The organism is Ruegeria sp. E8, from assembly GCF_056533985.1.
Genome location: NZ_JBQFOY010000007.1, coordinates 69,878 through 83,719, shown reverse-complemented (window position 1 = coordinate 83,719; position 13,842 = coordinate 69,878). Strand labels below are relative to the sequence as shown.

The 13,842-nt window shown below is 57.4% G+C and carries 18 protein-coding genes; 8 read left to right on the top strand and 10 right to left on the bottom strand.

The genetic code is table 11. From position 1 onward, the window contains the following. Nucleotides 1–364 precede the first annotated feature (364 nt). Genes ACR0LF_RS11615 through ACR0LF_RS11595 form a run of 5 tightly spaced genes read right to left on the bottom strand, consistent with a single transcriptional unit; the run spans nucleotide 365 to nucleotide 4,987 of the window. Nucleotides 365–2,500, bottom strand: a complete 2,136-nt coding sequence (locus tag ACR0LF_RS11615; RefSeq protein ID WP_480579773.1) for a hypothetical protein — start codon at nucleotides 2,498–2,500, stop codon at nucleotides 365–367. Then, nucleotides 2,497–3,366: a flagellar motor stator protein MotA gene (motA, locus tag ACR0LF_RS11610; RefSeq protein WP_480579775.1), complete on the bottom strand. Its 870-nt coding sequence runs from the start codon at nucleotides 3,364–3,366 to the stop codon at nucleotides 2,497–2,499. Before motA ends, ACR0LF_RS11615 begins: the two co-directional genes overlap by 4 nt. Before the next feature lie 47 nt (nucleotides 3,367–3,413). Beyond that, nucleotides 3,414–3,998, bottom strand: a complete 585-nt coding sequence (locus ACR0LF_RS11605) for a MotE family protein (protein ID WP_480579777.1) — start codon at nucleotides 3,996–3,998, stop codon at nucleotides 3,414–3,416. Continuing rightward, nucleotides 3,995–4,480, bottom strand: coding sequence for a hypothetical protein (locus ACR0LF_RS11600; RefSeq protein WP_480579779.1), 486 nt, complete (start codon nucleotides 4,478–4,480; stop codon nucleotides 3,995–3,997). The genes ACR0LF_RS11605 and ACR0LF_RS11600 overlap by 4 nt, the downstream gene beginning before the upstream one ends. A gap of 9 nt (nucleotides 4,481–4,489) precedes the next feature. Then, nucleotides 4,490–4,987, bottom strand: a complete 498-nt coding sequence (locus tag ACR0LF_RS11595) for a flagellar basal body-associated FliL family protein (RefSeq protein WP_480579781.1) — start codon at nucleotides 4,985–4,987, stop codon at nucleotides 4,490–4,492. Nucleotides 4,988–5,105: 118 nt separating this feature from the next. Here ACR0LF_RS11595 and fliF point away from each other — a divergent pair, with 118 nt between their 5' ends. From fliF to fliP, 4 genes are read left to right on the top strand one after another with little or no spacing between them, the layout of a single operon-like run. Continuing rightward, nucleotides 5,106–6,689: a flagellar basal-body MS-ring/collar protein FliF gene (gene fliF / locus ACR0LF_RS11590; RefSeq protein WP_480579783.1), complete on the top strand. Its 1,584-nt coding sequence runs from the start codon at nucleotides 5,106–5,108 to the stop codon at nucleotides 6,687–6,689. Then, complete coding sequence (locus ACR0LF_RS11585; RefSeq protein WP_480579785.1) at nucleotides 6,689–7,285, top strand: ABC transporter ATP-binding protein; 597 nt, start codon at nucleotides 6,689–6,691, stop codon at nucleotides 7,283–7,285. The genes fliF and ACR0LF_RS11585 overlap by 1 nt, the downstream gene beginning before the upstream one ends. Beyond that, the gene (locus tag ACR0LF_RS11580; protein ID WP_480579787.1) at nucleotides 7,278–7,565 is read left to right on the top strand and encodes a FliM/FliN family flagellar motor switch protein; all 288 of its coding nucleotides are present in this window, start codon (nucleotides 7,278–7,280) and stop codon (nucleotides 7,563–7,565) included. Before ACR0LF_RS11585 ends, ACR0LF_RS11580 begins: the two co-directional genes overlap by 8 nt. Then, on the top strand, nucleotides 7,565–8,293 hold the full coding sequence (gene fliP / locus ACR0LF_RS11575) for a flagellar type III secretion system pore protein FliP (RefSeq protein WP_480579789.1): 729 nt from the start codon (nucleotides 7,565–7,567) through the stop codon (nucleotides 8,291–8,293). Before ACR0LF_RS11580 ends, fliP begins: the two co-directional genes overlap by 1 nt. Before the next feature lie 110 nt (nucleotides 8,294–8,403). Here fliP and ACR0LF_RS11570 read toward each other — a convergent pair whose 3' ends face one another. Continuing rightward, nucleotides 8,404–9,003: an MlaC/ttg2D family ABC transporter substrate-binding protein gene (locus tag ACR0LF_RS11570; RefSeq protein WP_480579791.1), complete on the bottom strand. Its 600-nt coding sequence runs from the start codon at nucleotides 9,001–9,003 to the stop codon at nucleotides 8,404–8,406. Continuing rightward, nucleotides 8,993–9,763 carry an MlaA family lipoprotein gene (locus ACR0LF_RS11565; protein WP_480579954.1) on the bottom strand — a complete coding sequence of 257 codons (771 nt, stop codon included), beginning with the start codon at nucleotides 9,761–9,763 and terminating at the stop codon, nucleotides 8,993–8,995. The genes ACR0LF_RS11570 and ACR0LF_RS11565 overlap by 11 nt, the downstream gene beginning before the upstream one ends. A gap of 348 nt (nucleotides 9,764–10,111) precedes the next feature. On the opposite strand from ACR0LF_RS11565, the gene ACR0LF_RS11560 reads away from it, so the two are divergent. Genes ACR0LF_RS11560 through ACR0LF_RS11545 form a run of 4 tightly spaced genes read left to right on the top strand, consistent with a single transcriptional unit; the run spans nucleotide 10,112 to nucleotide 12,854 of the window. Continuing rightward, a complete protein-coding gene (locus ACR0LF_RS11560; protein WP_480579793.1) occupies nucleotides 10,112–10,567 on the top strand; it encodes a RidA family protein in 456 nt (151 codons plus the stop codon). Then, a complete protein-coding gene (locus tag ACR0LF_RS11555; protein WP_480579795.1) occupies nucleotides 10,564–11,331 on the top strand; it encodes a glycerophosphodiester phosphodiesterase family protein in 768 nt (255 codons plus the stop codon). Before ACR0LF_RS11560 ends, ACR0LF_RS11555 begins: the two co-directional genes overlap by 4 nt. A gap of 45 nt (nucleotides 11,332–11,376) precedes the next feature. Beyond that, on the top strand, nucleotides 11,377–12,564 hold the full coding sequence (locus tag ACR0LF_RS11550) for a GNAT family N-acetyltransferase (RefSeq protein ID WP_480579797.1): 1,188 nt from the start codon (nucleotides 11,377–11,379) through the stop codon (nucleotides 12,562–12,564). After that, on the top strand, nucleotides 12,561–12,854 hold the full coding sequence (locus tag ACR0LF_RS11545; RefSeq protein WP_480579799.1) for a 4a-hydroxytetrahydrobiopterin dehydratase: 294 nt from the start codon (nucleotides 12,561–12,563) through the stop codon (nucleotides 12,852–12,854). The genes ACR0LF_RS11550 and ACR0LF_RS11545 overlap by 4 nt, the downstream gene beginning before the upstream one ends. Here the strand turns inward: ACR0LF_RS11545 and ACR0LF_RS11540 are convergent. Genes ACR0LF_RS11540 through ACR0LF_RS11530 form a run of 3 tightly spaced genes read right to left on the bottom strand, consistent with a single transcriptional unit; the run spans nucleotide 12,851 to nucleotide 13,788 of the window. Then, nucleotides 12,851–13,159 (bottom strand): hypothetical protein, encoded by a 309-nt coding sequence (locus tag ACR0LF_RS11540; protein WP_480579801.1) that lies wholly within the window; start codon nucleotides 13,157–13,159, stop codon nucleotides 12,851–12,853. The genes ACR0LF_RS11545 and ACR0LF_RS11540 overlap by 4 nt on opposite strands. A gap of 24 nt (nucleotides 13,160–13,183) precedes the next feature. Then, nucleotides 13,184–13,531 carry an EF-hand domain-containing protein gene (locus tag ACR0LF_RS11535; protein WP_480579803.1) on the bottom strand — a complete coding sequence of 116 codons (348 nt, stop codon included), beginning with the start codon at nucleotides 13,529–13,531 and terminating at the stop codon, nucleotides 13,184–13,186. Between the two features lie 11 nt (nucleotides 13,532–13,542). Beyond that, nucleotides 13,543–13,788 (bottom strand): glycine zipper 2TM domain-containing protein, encoded by a 246-nt coding sequence (locus ACR0LF_RS11530; RefSeq protein ID WP_480579805.1) that lies wholly within the window; start codon nucleotides 13,786–13,788, stop codon nucleotides 13,543–13,545. Between the last annotated feature and the right edge of the window lie 54 nt (nucleotides 13,789–13,842).

The window sequence follows — 13,842 nt, the reverse complement described above, 5'->3', positions numbered from 1 at the left end:
GAACAGATTTTTGCCCATCTCAATCTGTGACCAGTTTTCCCTTTTGTGTGACGCAAGGACCCGCGCGCGAGGAGACAGACGCACGAGGTCCAAACACCAGAATGGGTTTATGTTCCTGAACATCCCACTCTGACCCGGTGACCCCGTTCAACTCTGATTGTTCTGGTCGCCGCTTTTTTTCGAAACAGGTGAAACGCCCAATGCCAAAGTTGATTGGTTTGAAGCTGTTTTTGCACGCGCCAGGTTCCGAACGCATCCGCATAGATGTTTCCAACCAACCAGATATCAGTGCAAAATTCTGATCTTGCCGCAACCGGGAAGCGTTTTTTCTTGCCTTCCAAAGCCCGAACAATCACGACACACATCACTCTATCCCAACAGCGTTCAATAGTTCTGCAACTCTTTGGTGCGTGATCTGGCTGTCCTGCAACAGATTTTCCGCATCCGTCAGCGGTTTTTCCGGCAACCGGATTGGCAAGGTCGAAAGAGCTTCAGTGACTCGATTCAATGTTGCGTATTTTCCGTTCGCAGGTTCGAGCCGCTCCTCCGACAGTCCGGCCAGCCAGAAGTAACGGTTCGCCGCCTCGCCTTGACCAAGGCTTCGCAACAAGTCACCGGCAGCACCCAAATCTTCCGCTATGCCCATGGCTTGCGCTCGTAGGGCAGTTGCATCCTCCGAGTCATCCTCGGCCAGTTCCAAAATGGCTTGATGAGGCCTCCCCGACAGCAAAGCCGCCCGAGCGCGCAAACGCGCCCGGTCCGATCGCCGCGTCTGATCCTGCGGTCTGTTTGCCAGCTCAAAGGCCTGCGCAGCAAATCCAAGCGCAGCAAGGCGGTCGGCCAGTGCAATAGCAGTATCCGTTGTCAGCACAACAGCCATTTCTGGCTGCATCATCTCCAGTGTTTGGCGCAGAAAAACTATGTCGTTCGATCTTTCGGAAAGCAGTTGCAGATGGCGATTTATGGCACCCGCACTGTCCGGGCCGTCGGGTAGATCATTGATTAAGTTGAACGCGCGGTCGAACTCCTGACTCAGGCTCAGAGCGATTGCATGGGCGCGGGCCGTCATCGGACCCAGGTCCGAGCGTCTGAACTCGACCGCGTAAGATGCCGCCAAATCAAGCTCTTGAGAGGAAACCGTCTTGCGTTCGGACCATCGTTTCTCGACCAGACGCGCTAAAGCTAACGGAGCTTCTGTCGCGGCCTCGGTCGAAGAAATAACCTCGGTCAGCAATTTTTCTTCACGTGAACTGTCACCTTCTGCTGCGGCCACGCTGGCCTTGGCTTGCGCAACGCCTGGCGTTGGTTCCGGTTCGATTCGGTCGATCGAACGTATGACCCTTCGCGCGGCCTCAAGTTCCTGTGCGTTCACCAATAAATCCGAAAGCCGCGTTCCAAGCTGGCGGCGAAGGTGGACTGGCAGTCTCGCATAGGCTTGCTCGATAGCTTCAACATCCGCGTCGGATGCAAGTTCCTGGTCTGACAACGCAGCCCAAAGCGCAGCGTCGCTGTCGCACCGTTGCAGGTCACGGAACGGGTTTGAGGAGAGCATCGGTCTTTCATCAACAACCCGCGCAATCGCCGCAATCCGGTCGGCGTCATCTGGCGTTGTTTCCAACAGGCTCAACATAGCCAGCGCCTCGGCCCCAAAGCCGTGAATAGTGTAGAGCTTCGCAAGTTGCAGCGCGGTTTCTTCGTCTAGTTTGTCAAATTCCTTATACAGCCCCTTGCGAAGAGCGGACACCTGTTCAGGAAAAGACGGTTCTCCGGACCAGGACGCAAAGTCCAGCTCGGCGGTCGGGATGCAGGCAGGCCTGCCGTTGATTTGCTGCAATTCTGCGTTCAGAACGCCCGACAAATCGTCCAGAACCGTGGTTAGACGCACGTTGGAAGTCAACCCGGGTGGGATGGTTGTGAGATCGGGCGCGACGGTGGTGCGCGGCCCGACGGGCGCCAAATTCAGGTCCAACAGCTTTCGATCACTTCCTTGCAAAAGTCGGGTTGACAGCTGGTCCTTTATTTCCTGCTCTTTCATGGTGAGAAGCGGCAGATCCAATCCCGTTCCTGCGGGTGGTTTCGTGTCCTGAGCCGTTTTTCGGCTTTGCGGTGGCGGTATATCCTCCAGAAGTGGCGGCAATTCTACTTCTGGTGCTATGTCCAGAACGATCATCGAATCTCTGAACCGGAAAGCGGAGGCCGCACAGTCACATCCGAACTCCATCTCCAGCGCAGAACCGGGTTGATCCTGTGACAATGAGGTCAGACGATTCGTGGTCAAACGCCTGAAAACCGAGTTGGTCAGAAACGTCACCACATCCAAGTCAATTGTGAGGCTTGCGCCGTTCTTGCGGTGTGCCAGCGCCCAGCCCGTATCCGGTGGTACGTTGAAAACCAGACGTGTGTATCCGTCATGCTCACCGGATCGTACGGTCACACCCTCAGAGGCAGCCGTTGTTGCTGCCGCGACCAAAGCCGCGACCAGAAATCCGCTACGTTTCATGCCGCAGCCTGCTTGAGTTCTTTCAGGGCGTCTTCCAGCTCGGAAAAGCCGGGACGGTTATGAGTTGGAGTATTCTGGCGCCCGACCTCAATGCACATGGCGGCATTGTGATTATGCAGATTGGCAACCAGAACTTCCTTGATCAGTTGATAAAAGTGGTTGTCTTCTTCAACCACGGTTTTCAGCTTGCCTGCGAAGGGACCAACCAGGCCATAGGCCAGAAAAACGCCCAGAAACGTGCCCACCAGGGCACCACCGATCAATTTACCCAAAACTTCGGGTGGCTGATCGATCGATCCCATCGTTTTGATCACCCCCAGAACCGCCGCAACGATCCCCAATGCGGGTAGCCCGTCTGCCACCGTTTGCAGCGCATGGCTAGAGTGCATGGCATGATGAAAATTCGCCTCCATCCGCTTTTCCAGAACCTCTTCAACCTGATGTGGATCGTCGTAATTCATTGCAGCGGACCGCATTGTATCGCAAATCAGGTCGATGGCTTCCTTGTCGGCCTGAATCTTGGGATAGGCGGCAAACAGACTGGAGTTTTCGGGGTCTTCGATGTGCTGTTCGACCTCCACCGGATTGGCGCGGGCAATTCGGATCAGCGAAAAAAGCAGACACAGCAAATCGCGATAGTCTTCGGGTTTCCATTTCGGGCCCTTGAACACTTTCCCCATGTCTTTGATCGTATGCTTCACGCCACCCATGTCATTGCTGATCAGAAAGGCGCCGACGGCAGCACCACCGATCATCATCATTTCGAAAGGAAGCGATTTCAAAATGATGGTCATCTTGCCGCCCGCAGCCAGATAGCCACCAAAGACCATCACGAAAATGACGACGATTCCAACAATTCCAATCATTTGAGATCTCCGGCTATGTTGTTCGCAATTCTGGGATACACCGGCGGCTATTCCTGTGGGGCCGAAGCGTTGCGGCCTGCCATGACAACGCTGACCGTATAGGCCGCTTCGGGACTGAGGCCGGCCAAAACCCCGGCCGCCGCGTCCGGGGGCATGCGCGCCAAGAACCCCGCCGCAAAGGTCGGATCCATGGTTTCAAACAGTGCTGCTGCGTCTTTTGGCTTCATGTTCTGATAGACATCTGTCAGACGCGTCAGATCATTCTCGGCGGCTTTGTCTGCCACCGCCAAAGTGGCCCGAAGGGAGTCTTCCGCCTCTCTGAGGGCAGTCAGGCGCGTTTCGATCGCGTGCCTCGCGATCTCAATCGCTTTTTCCTGCTCGCGCAAAGCATCTTCTTTCTGTTTGACGCGTTTCTCACGGCGCAAAAGCTCGGTCAGCACGACCTGTACGTCGCGTGTGTCTGACCTGGCTGGCAAGTTGTCCGAGGCTTCGGGATCCGCAGGTTTGGCTAGCGCAGGGCCTGCCTCTAATCCAACCCGAATGGCGGCCGAACCAATCATCAACAAGGAAATCATCGCAAGGACGCCACCACGCGGGCGCGCTTTTTGCCTGTTACCTTGCGCGCGGCTCATACCTGAGCCTCGCTTTGCTTACGGTCATGCCTGAAGAACATCAGCCCCTCTGGCGCTTTGGGTTGTTCTTCCTTTGTCTCGGAAGCGACTGGTTCCGCCGTTTCAGGGCTCTCCTCCGGATCGGCTCCCTTTTTCTCATCAGGCTGCGCGACGTCGGGGGGCGAAACCGCATCTTTGGAATCCGCCGAATCTTTTTCGGGAACAAGGTCATGCATGGACGCCATCATAAGCTCCAGCCGCTGCGCCACGGTTTCAGCCCGCTGTGTCAGTGCCTTTAGCTGATCCCCTGATTGGTCAGAGGCACTCCGTGCGCTGTCCAATGATTTCTTCAGTTCTTCCGCCTGGGTCGACAGCACGGCCACTGCGCCGCCAACGCCTTTTTCAAGGTCTGTAAAACGTCTGAGGCGTCGTGACAGCACGAAGCAGTACAGCCCCGCACCCAGCGCGCCCGCGACCAGCAAGATATCTGCAATCAGCTCCAATTCCGCCTCCTAGTTCAGCACAAATTCCATCACAAGCACGTCGCGAACGCGCCCTGCGCCAACGACAATCTCAATGCGCCGCAGCAAGTGGCCCCGGATGCGCATCAACGCCAGCGAATCCTCAAGATCCCTGAGTTCGACGGCCCGCAGGTATCCGTTCAGAACATCCATGATTCGTGGCAGCATTTTTTCCACATCAGCTATGTACGGTGCGTTAACTTCGAGCTGAGCGTGAAACTTCAGGTGCCGCGATCCGCCTGAATTCACCTGTACGACAACAGATGGCAAATCGACGAAACCGACATCGGCCAAGGCTTTGGCAGGTTTTTCTTTTTCGGCGTCAATACTTGCCTCTTTCGTGGCTTTACCGCCCAAAGGAAGCAACCCGGACGAGGTCAGGAAATACCCACCTGCAGCACCGGAGATGGCCAGAATCAGCCCCACGATCCAACCTTTTTTTCCTTTTTTATCAGGCGCCTCCGCCTGTTCTGCCGTTGCGTCGGTCATGACGTCCTCATTCATCCGTTCTGCTCCGTCATAACCTTGCAGGGACTAACCGATTGTTAAGGGCAATCGTCCAAACAGGGGGTACGCCGGGCAGAATGTCGGCGAGTCGGAGGTGAGCGTGCAGCAGATCGGAACTGTCTGGGCAAGTTTGGACAGGCGTAAACAAGTTATCGTCGCCGGTGCGGTTGTGCTGGTGTTTTTAGGGATCCTCGGGATGTCGCGTCTTGTGACGGCTCCGTCCATGACGCTGCTTTATGCAGGTCTGGAAAACGGTGCCGCCGGGGATATCGTGCGTGCGCTGGATCAGCGCGGTGTGGCGTATGAGATTCGCGGCGGATCGATTTATGTGCCCGGTACGCAGCGCGATGAATTGCGGATGACACTGGCAAGTGAGGGCCTGCCCGCAAACGGCAACAAAGGCTACGAACTGCTTGATTCCCTAAGCGGGTTCGGCACCACGTCTCAGATGTTCGATGCCGCCTATTGGCGCGCGAAAGAGGGGGAGCTGGCGCGGACAATTGTTGGCAACCCGCATGTCAGCCAGGCGCGTGTTCATATTGCAAACGGCTCTGCCAATCCGTTTCAACGCAGTTTGGCGCCAACGGCCTCGGTTTATCTTGTGCCCTCGGGGGCGGACATTACGGGCGATCAGGCCAAGGCTATCCGATTCCTTGTTGCCTCGGCCGTCAGCGGGCTGATGCCGGAACACGTGACGGTGGTCGATTCGAACGGCGCTGTGATCGGCGGGCAGGATACCGCTGTGGCCGCGGATACAGCAGATGATAAGTCGCGCCAGTTGCGAGAACGCGTTCTGCGTCTGGTCGAAGCGCGAGTCGGCACCGGTAACGCTGTCGTCGAAGTCAGCGTGGATACCGAGACCAAGACCGAATCCATTCGCGAGCGGCGCTTTGACCCCAAAGGTCGGGTGGCGATCAGCACGGATGTCGAAGAACGTTCGGACAGTGCTCGCAATCAGTCATCGGATGTCACGGTGGCATCGAACTTGCCCGATGGTGACGGGGCGGGTGGAGACGAATCAAACTCGACCGCCACCCAGACTCGGGAGCGGGTGAATTACGAAGTTTCTGAGACCGAACTGGAGGTGCATACAGCCCCAGGTGCGATCAAACGCCTGACGGTTGCAGTTCTGGTCAACGGAACGCGAACGGTGGATGCCTCAGGGTCCGAAACGTTTGCACCCTTGCCTCAGGAAGAACTGGCCGCGCTTGAAGAGCTTGTGGCATCAGCGGTGGGCTACAACGAAGCGCGTGGCGACGTTATCACTTTGAAATCCTTGAACTTACCTGCAGTTGAGCCGCAGGGTACGGTGGTTTCGTCATCTCTCTGGCGGAACATTCATCTGGACGCCATGTCCTTGATTCAAATGGCTGTTCTGGCTCTCGTCTCACTGGTTCTGGCGTTGTTCGTGATCAGGCCGATCCTGATGAAACCAGCATCGGCTCAGGCGCTGTTGCCCGCTGCGGACGGTGCAGAGGCCGGGTCTTCGGCCCTGACCGGAGAAATCGCTGCAGATGAAACGTCCGAATTCGCGCCCCTGACTGTTGAAAGCAGTGTTCCGGTGATTGGCTCGAACGCGACAGAAGATCCGGTCGACCGGCTGCGTGCCATGATCGGTGACAAGCAGGAAGAGACTGTCGAGATTCTGCGCAGCTGGCTTGAAGAAGGCGAGGAGAGGGTGTGATGTCGATTGCCCATCTGCTTGAGGATTTCACCACACAGGCCGGCACAGGGCCCGTTCTTCTTCTGGATGAGGATACGCTGGAAGAACAACGGCTCGCTGCTTTTGAAGACGGCTATGGGGCGGGGTGGGAAGACGCATCACAGGCGCAGGAACAAAGCCGCGGTCAGGTTTCGGCCGAATTGGCCCGATCGCTGGAGGATATGTCCTTCACCTATCACGAGGCGATCACCCGCATGACGTTGTCTCTGGAACCCATGTTCGACAGTTTGGTTCAGACCGTTCTGCCCGAGATGGCCGAGCGGGGACTGGCTCCCCGCCTTGTCGAACAACTCTGCGAGATGGCGCGTTCGCAGGTGGAACAGCCGATGCAGATTATGGTGCCGTCAGGATGCGCCAAGGACGTTGCTGCGCTGTTACCGCCAAACATGCATTCCACCCCTCAGGTCATCGAACACCCTGAGTTAGAGCCTGGTCAGGCGCGCCTTCAGGTTGGCACAAACCGGCGCGAAGTGGATTGCAGCGGTTTGCTGGCCGCCATCGAACAGATCTTTGACGCTTATGTCTTTGAGGCAAGAAAGGCTTTGTCCAATGAATGACACTCAAATCCCGAAACCCGAAAAACCCAACCCGTTCGACTCGGTCCCGATTGAAGTGACCGTCTCGGTGGGGCGCGCGCGCCCGCTGATCCGGGACCTGTTGAACATGGGGGAAAACGCGGTGCTGACGTTAGACAAGCGCATCGAAGACCCGGTTGACCTCTTTGTCGGGGATCAATTGGTGGCCCGCGGTCTGCTCGAGGAAATGGAAGGTGATCAGGCGGGGCAACTTGCGGTGCGCCTGACCGAGATTGCCGATCTGCAAAACGGAATCGGTTGATGCGCCATGTGCTCTGGTTGGCTCTGGTGGTCGTGCTGACGCCATCATTGGCCGCTGCTCAGGATGTGACCTTGTCGTTGGGCGAGGGCGGATCGATATCTGCCCGGACAATCCAATTGATATTGCTGATCACGGTGCTGAGCATCGCTCCTGGGTTGGCCATCATGATCACCTGTTTTCCGTTTCTGATCACCGTTCTGTCCATCCTGCGGCAGGGCATTGGTCTGCAACAATCACCACCCAATATGCTGTTGGTCAGTCTGGCGCTGTTTTTGACCTATTTCATCATGGACCCGGTTTTCACCGAGGCGTGGAATTCCGGCATACGCCCGATGATGGAAGAAACGATGGACGTCGAACCGGCACTGGAACGCGCGTTGGAGCCGTTTCGTGCCTTCATGGCGGCCCGGCTGGATACGGACACGTTCTATGCCATGGCAGCATTGCGGCCGGGTGGGGATGCGATGGAATTGTCGGCGCAGGCACCGCTTTCGGTTTTGATGCCGTCATTCATGCTGTCGGAAATCGCGCGGGCGTTTCAGATCGGGTTTCTGATTTTCCTGCCGTTTCTGATCATCGATCTAGTGGTCGCGGCGGTGCTGATGTCGATGGGCATGATGATGGTGCCACCGGCAATTGTATCCTTGCCGTTCAAACTGGCGTTTTTTGTGATTGCTGATGGATGGGCGTTGATCGCAGGTGCATTGGTGCGCAGCTACATGCCGTGACATCGGCGTCAACGAACGACCACCCAATGAAAAGGGGCCGGATCATACCGGCCCCTGACTATCACCTGACGGGTTTGCTGTAGCTGTAACACGTCTGCCCGGGAACCAGATCAGCCTGTCTTTTTCAGGTCCTTGATCAATTGATTCAGGTTTCCTTTGCGGGCATCCAGCATCGCCCCGATTTCGGTACGCTCGGTCAACAACAGGTTCACGCCCTCGATAAACATGTTGTAGAACTTGTCGCGCCCCGATTTGTCCGAGACCAGAAAGGTCACGTCAAACGGGGACGAGCCACGCAGTTTGACCTTTGTGCGCACTTCGTACCCGGCCTTGATCTTGCGAGCGTCACGTACATTGACCTCGCCGCCGATGAACTCACGGAAGCGGCGGCCATATTTTCGCGAGATATAGCTTTGAAACGCTTTGGTGAATTGTCTTAGCTGCGCAGGACTGGCGGTGCGGGCATCCGCGCCCAATGCATATCGTGCCATGATCGGCACATCGGCATATTGCACAAAGATTTTCTCGAAATCGCGCAGCATCGCCTTTTCCGATTTGCCCGAGGCGATCACCCGATTGATATCGGCAACGACGCTGTTGACCAGCGCCTTGGCCGCGGCTTCGGTCTGAGCCAAAACGGGCGCAGGCAATACCGCCAGGGCCAGGCCTGCTGCGATGAAATGGCGGCGGTTCAACTGGTTATTCTGCATAGGGGTCCTCGTAGGGGTCTAGATAGGGGTCCCTGACCGGGTCGGTCCCGGTTTCGGCATAGGGGTCAGAATACAAGTCCAGATAGGCGTCTTCATCATCTCTTGCCAGTTCAAAGCGGCGATTTTGCAGGAAGATCAGGCGTGCTTGCGCGTAACTGTCTGCGCTTTCATAAAGAATCGAATCGACCGTGTCCGAAAACCGCCCGCGATCACCCATGCGGCGCACGATTTCTGCGTAAACACCCAGATTGTCGGCCGGTCTCGTCGGAGAGAAGTTGATCGGGTTCGAGAACAGGTTGACCACCACCCCAATCGCATCCCGCTGGGTCGACGGGCCATAGAAAGGCAGTTCAATATAGGCGCCTTCCCCCACGCCCCAAACGTGCAGGGTCTCGCCGAAGTCCGTGTCAACCGGTGGCAGGTTCAACTCATCAGCGGGCGAAGACAGGCCAAACCCGCCCACTGTCATGTTGATCACGAAGCGCAGCAGCGCATTGCCCATCTGTTTCGGGTTGCCCTGAAGCAGGTAATCGACCGCCTGTCCGGGGAGCGAGATGTTTTCGGCAAAGGTGCTGAAACTGGTGACCATGGGATCGGGGACGATCTTAACATAGCCTTTTGAGGCGGGTCGGAACAGAAACCGGTCTACGCCCAGATTGAACTTGTGGATCGCGCGGTTGTTTCTTTCGTATGGATCGAACACCTCGCTGCGCGAAGTCTGTTCAGGTGGCCGTGTCGCGCAGGCGGACAGAACGACCATGAGTGACAATACAACAAGGTGCTTCAGGCGAAATCTGCTCGACACGATCTTTGATTCTCCCAAATGGCCCGACACGTGCGTTGCCGGGCAATCAATCACAATCCACCAAAATTCACGTGCCGGGGTAGCACAAGTTTCCGTCACATAGTCGTTTCGGGTCTTAAATGAAACACCTAGCGTGTAACCTGTCCGTCAGGGCCGGGTAAAGTGATCGCGTATCAACACGTCATTTTAAGTAAAGATACGCTCAGATCGCAGGTAAGCCTGAAATTGCCGGTTTCCGTCTTTCCCCAGCCGTGCTTCCCGGTTAGCGTCCGGCAGAGTCAAATTCAGGGAAGGACCCTTTCAATGAGCATCGCTGCAAAACTGGAAAGCCTCGGCGTCACACTGGGCGACGCACCTGCGCCAGCGGCCAATTATGTGCCTTTCGTGCGCGTGGGCAACATCGTGTATGTGTCCGGTCAGATCTCGAAAGCTGACGAGCTGATTACCGGCAAGCTGGGGGATGACATGGATGTTGAGGCCGGCGCTGCTGCGGCGCGCGTCTGTGCCATCAATCTGCTGGCGCAGGTCAAAGCGGCCTGTGGCGGGGATATCGAAAAACTGGTGCGTGTGATCAAGCTGACCGGTTTTGTCAATTCGACCGCAGATTTCACGGCTCAGCCGCAGGTGATCAACGGCGCGTCGGATTTCCTGGTCGAAGCGCTGGGTGACGCTGGCCGTCACTCGCGTTCCGCCGTCAGTGCTGCGGCGCTGCCGTTGGGCGTGGCAGTTGAAATCGAAGGCATTTTCGAGGTCGAATGAGACCACCCCTACCAGCCCCGTTTTTGCAGGTCCCGATTGCCCATCGGGCTCTGCACGACATTTCGGGCAACCGCCCGGAAAACAGCCGGGCGGCCATTCGTGCCGCTATTGACGCCGGTTACGGGATCGAGATCGATCTTCAACTGACATCGGATGATCGGGCCATGGTGTTTCATGACTATGACATGGCGCGGCTGACCGGGCAGTCCGGGCCGATCCGGCAGGTCTCGGCGGCTGTGGCATCTGGTGCGACCCTTCTGTTTGGCGATGACGGCATTCCAACACTGGATGAGGTGCTTGGGATGGTCGCGGGCCAAGTGCCGTTGCTGATCGAGTTGAAGGATCAGGACGGTGCAATGGGCACAAATGTGGGCGCGTTGGAGCGTGACACCGTGCGCGCATTAGAGGGCTACGAGGGCCCGGTGGCCCTGATGTCTTTCAATCCCAACTCCGTCGCTGAACTGGCGCGGCTTGCCCCGCATCTGCCACGCGGCATCACCACCTGTGCCTATGAACCCAGCGTTGAGCTTTTGCCGCAGAACGTCTGCGATCACCTGCGGGACATTCCGGATTTCGATCGCGTCGGGGCCAGTTTCATCAGCCATGAAGCCGCTGACCTGTCCCGCCCTCGAGTGGCCGAGCTGAAAGCGCAGGGTGTGCCGATCCTGTGCTGGACAATACGGTCGCCCGAACAAGAGGCAGAGGCCCGCAAGGTTGCCGACAATGTGACCTTCGAAGGCTATCTGGCTGCGCATTCGGGTTGAACCCCTGCCACTCCGTCACAGATAAAGGGCAGGCGCGGAGGACACATGGATCAGGCACAAATCGAGGTTCAGGTACTGGGCGCTCTGTCGCAGATATCAGCGGCAGAGTGGGATGCCTGCGCCTGCCCCGAGACCGCCGATGGCGGGCGGCCTCTTGATCCCTTCACCACCCATCGCTTTTTGCTGGCGCTTGAGGAAAGCGGTTCGGTCGGGCGTGGCACGGGGTGGCAGCCGCAATACCTGACCGCCTTTCTGGACGGGTTGCTGATCGCCGCGGCGCCGATGTACGCCAAATCGCACAGTCAGGGCGAATACATCTTCGATCACAGCTGGGCCCATGCCTATGAAAGTGCGGGCGGGCGCTATTATCCCAAACTCCAGATTGCCGTGCCGTTCACACCTGCAACCGGGCGGCGTTTTCTGGTGCGCCCGGGGTATGAGAGGATCGGAATGTCGGCCCTCGTGCAAGGCGCGGTGCAACTGGCGGCGGACAATCAGGTTTCGTCGGTTCACGCCACTTTCTGCACCGAGGACGAGGCGCTGGCCGGAGAACAGATGGGCCTGATGCTGCGCAGCTCGCAGCAGTTTCACTGGCTGAACGACGGCTACGCTGAATTCGGCGGGTTCCTTGCGGCCTTGTCGTCGCGCAAGCGCAAGAATATCCGCAAGGAACGGGCGCAGGCCTGTAGCTTTGGCGGTGAAATCCGCACCCTGACCGGGGATGAGTTGCACCCCGTGCATTGGGATGCGTTCTGGCGGTTTTATCAGGATACCGGAGCACGTAAGTGGGGCTCACCCTATCTGACGCGTCAGTTCTTTGACATCGCGCAGGAAACCATGGCGGATGACATGGCCTTGGTGCTGGCGGAACGGGACGGCTATGCCATCGCGGGCGCGTTGAACTTTATTGGCCGTGAAACGCTTTTTGGCCGGTATTGGGGATGCACCGAACATCATGCCTGTCTGCATTTCGAACTGTGCTATTATAGGGCGATAGACTTTGCCATTGCCCACGGTCTGGCCCGGGTTGAGGCGGGCGCACAGGGCGAACACAAGCTGGCGCGAGGCTATTTGCCGACGCGCACGCATAGCTTGCACTGGGTTGGCGATCCGGGTTTTGCCGATGCGGTCAAAAAATTTCTGGACGCCGAAGGCCGTGCAGTGGGAGAAGAGATCGAGATTCTGACGGATTACGGTCCATTCAGGAAATCGAACCCGGAGGAACAGCAATGACTGAACTTTTGTCGACCGAGACCCGTGGCCCGCTTCTGGATCCGCTGTTCAAAAACGGCTGGACCATGGTCGAGGGCCGCGACGCGATCACCAAGACCTTCATTTTCGACAACTTCGTGCACGCCTTTGGCTGGATGACGCAAGTGGCGATCTGGGCCGAAAAATGGAACCACCACCCCGAGTGGTCCAACGTTTACCGTACTGTCGAGGTTGTTTTGTCCACCCACGACGTGGGTGGATTGTCATCGCTGGACGCCAAGCTGGCCCGAAAGATGGACAGCCTGTGCTAGCGATCCATGCCTGAACCTTCGCCACCGGCGAGGGATGCGGCGGTGCCCATCTGCCTGAACTCGGCGGGCGTGACAGTACCGTCGCTGACGTCAATGGATCGTGGGATACTCGTGGTCTTATTCCCGATCTGGCGCACACTTCGCGCGGCCGGGTTGATATCCAGACACCGGTTTTGGTAGCAGGTCAGCCCGGACAAGTTGATCTGAATGCGGGCTTCTCCGTCCGGTCCCGTCACCACGGGGGCCTGCGGAACATCGCAGGCCGCGATCAGTGCCAAAGCGCCCAAACCAATCCATTTGTTCATACCAAACTCCCGTCCCTGGCGGGATTAATCCAGCTGGCCGTTGCCGTCCTGATCCGCCGTGTTGAAATCTTTATCCATCTGCGCGTCATATTCCGCTCTTGAAATAAAGTTGTCCCTGTTCCGGTCAACATTCTGAAACTGCTTGATGTCCAGAAACGGCTTGGCCTCGTCCAGACCCAGAGTGCCGTTCTTGTCTTCATCCATTGTCTGAAACGCATAATCCGAGAACGCATTGAACTCGTCCTTGGACAAGAACCCGTCATTGTTTGCGTCAATTGCGTTCAGTTCTTTTTCATGCAGCTCGGCCACGGTTTCGGCATGAAGTGCCGAGGCGAGAAAAGCGGCTGCGATTACGAAAATTGCCCGTGTCATGTCCACCCTCCTCAGCACGCGAATCTTTGGCCTTCAAAGCCACCGGCGGCAGCGCCTGCCGCGGTCAGGATCGTCTTGCCCGATCCACCGCCGAATTGGTTTCCGATTGCGCCGCCGATCAGTGCACCGCCCAGAGTGCCGCTGAGACACGCGATTTCGTGCTGGCGCGCAGCTTGCTGCTGTGGGGTGGGCGCCGGTCCGCAGGCCGTCAACAGGGCCGCGCCCGACAAGATGAGAAAAAATGCCTTAAGTTTCATAAAGAACTCCCCGGATTTATACGCCGAGTATTTGCGCAATGGGGCATTGCTTCA

Bases quoted from the DNA above. Each gene is read 5' to 3' on its own strand.
- ACR0LF_RS11615 (WP_480579773.1), bottom strand. From the start codon at position 2,500: ATGAAACGTAGCGGATTTCTGGTCGCGGCTTTGGTCGCGGCAGCAACA.
- motA (WP_480579775.1), bottom strand. From the start codon at position 3,366: ATGATTGGAATTGTTGGAATCGTCGTCATTTTCGTGATGGTCTTTGGT.
- ACR0LF_RS11605 (WP_480579777.1), bottom strand. From the start codon at position 3,998: ATGAGCCGCGCGCAAGGTAACAGGCAAAAAGCGCGCCCGCGTGGTGGC.
- ACR0LF_RS11595 (WP_480579781.1), bottom strand. From the start codon at position 4,987: ATGACCGACGCAACGGCAGAACAGGCGGAGGCGCCTGATAAAAAAGGA.
- ACR0LF_RS11585 (WP_480579785.1), top strand. From the start codon at position 6,689: ATGTCGATTGCCCATCTGCTTGAGGATTTCACCACACAGGCCGGCACA.
- ACR0LF_RS11580 (WP_480579787.1), top strand. From the start codon at position 7,278: ATGAATGACACTCAAATCCCGAAACCCGAAAAACCCAACCCGTTCGAC.
- fliP (WP_480579789.1), top strand. From the start codon at position 7,565: ATGCGCCATGTGCTCTGGTTGGCTCTGGTGGTCGTGCTGACGCCATCA.
- ACR0LF_RS11570 (WP_480579791.1), bottom strand. From the start codon at position 9,003: ATGCAGAATAACCAGTTGAACCGCCGCCATTTCATCGCAGCAGGCCTG.
- ACR0LF_RS11565 (WP_480579954.1), bottom strand. From the start codon at position 9,763: ATGGTCGTTCTGTCCGCCTGCGCGACACGGCCACCTGAACAGACTTCG.
- ACR0LF_RS11560 (WP_480579793.1), top strand. From the start codon at position 10,112: ATGAGCATCGCTGCAAAACTGGAAAGCCTCGGCGTCACACTGGGCGAC.
- ACR0LF_RS11555 (WP_480579795.1), top strand. From the start codon at position 10,564: ATGAGACCACCCCTACCAGCCCCGTTTTTGCAGGTCCCGATTGCCCAT.
- ACR0LF_RS11550 (WP_480579797.1), top strand. From the start codon at position 11,377: ATGGATCAGGCACAAATCGAGGTTCAGGTACTGGGCGCTCTGTCGCAG.
- ACR0LF_RS11545 (WP_480579799.1), top strand. From the start codon at position 12,561: ATGACTGAACTTTTGTCGACCGAGACCCGTGGCCCGCTTCTGGATCCG.
- ACR0LF_RS11540 (WP_480579801.1), bottom strand. From the start codon at position 13,159: ATGAACAAATGGATTGGTTTGGGCGCTTTGGCACTGATCGCGGCCTGC.
- ACR0LF_RS11535 (WP_480579803.1), bottom strand. From the start codon at position 13,531: ATGACACGGGCAATTTTCGTAATCGCAGCCGCTTTTCTCGCCTCGGCA.
- ACR0LF_RS11530 (WP_480579805.1), bottom strand. From the start codon at position 13,788: ATGAAACTTAAGGCATTTTTTCTCATCTTGTCGGGCGCGGCCCTGTTG.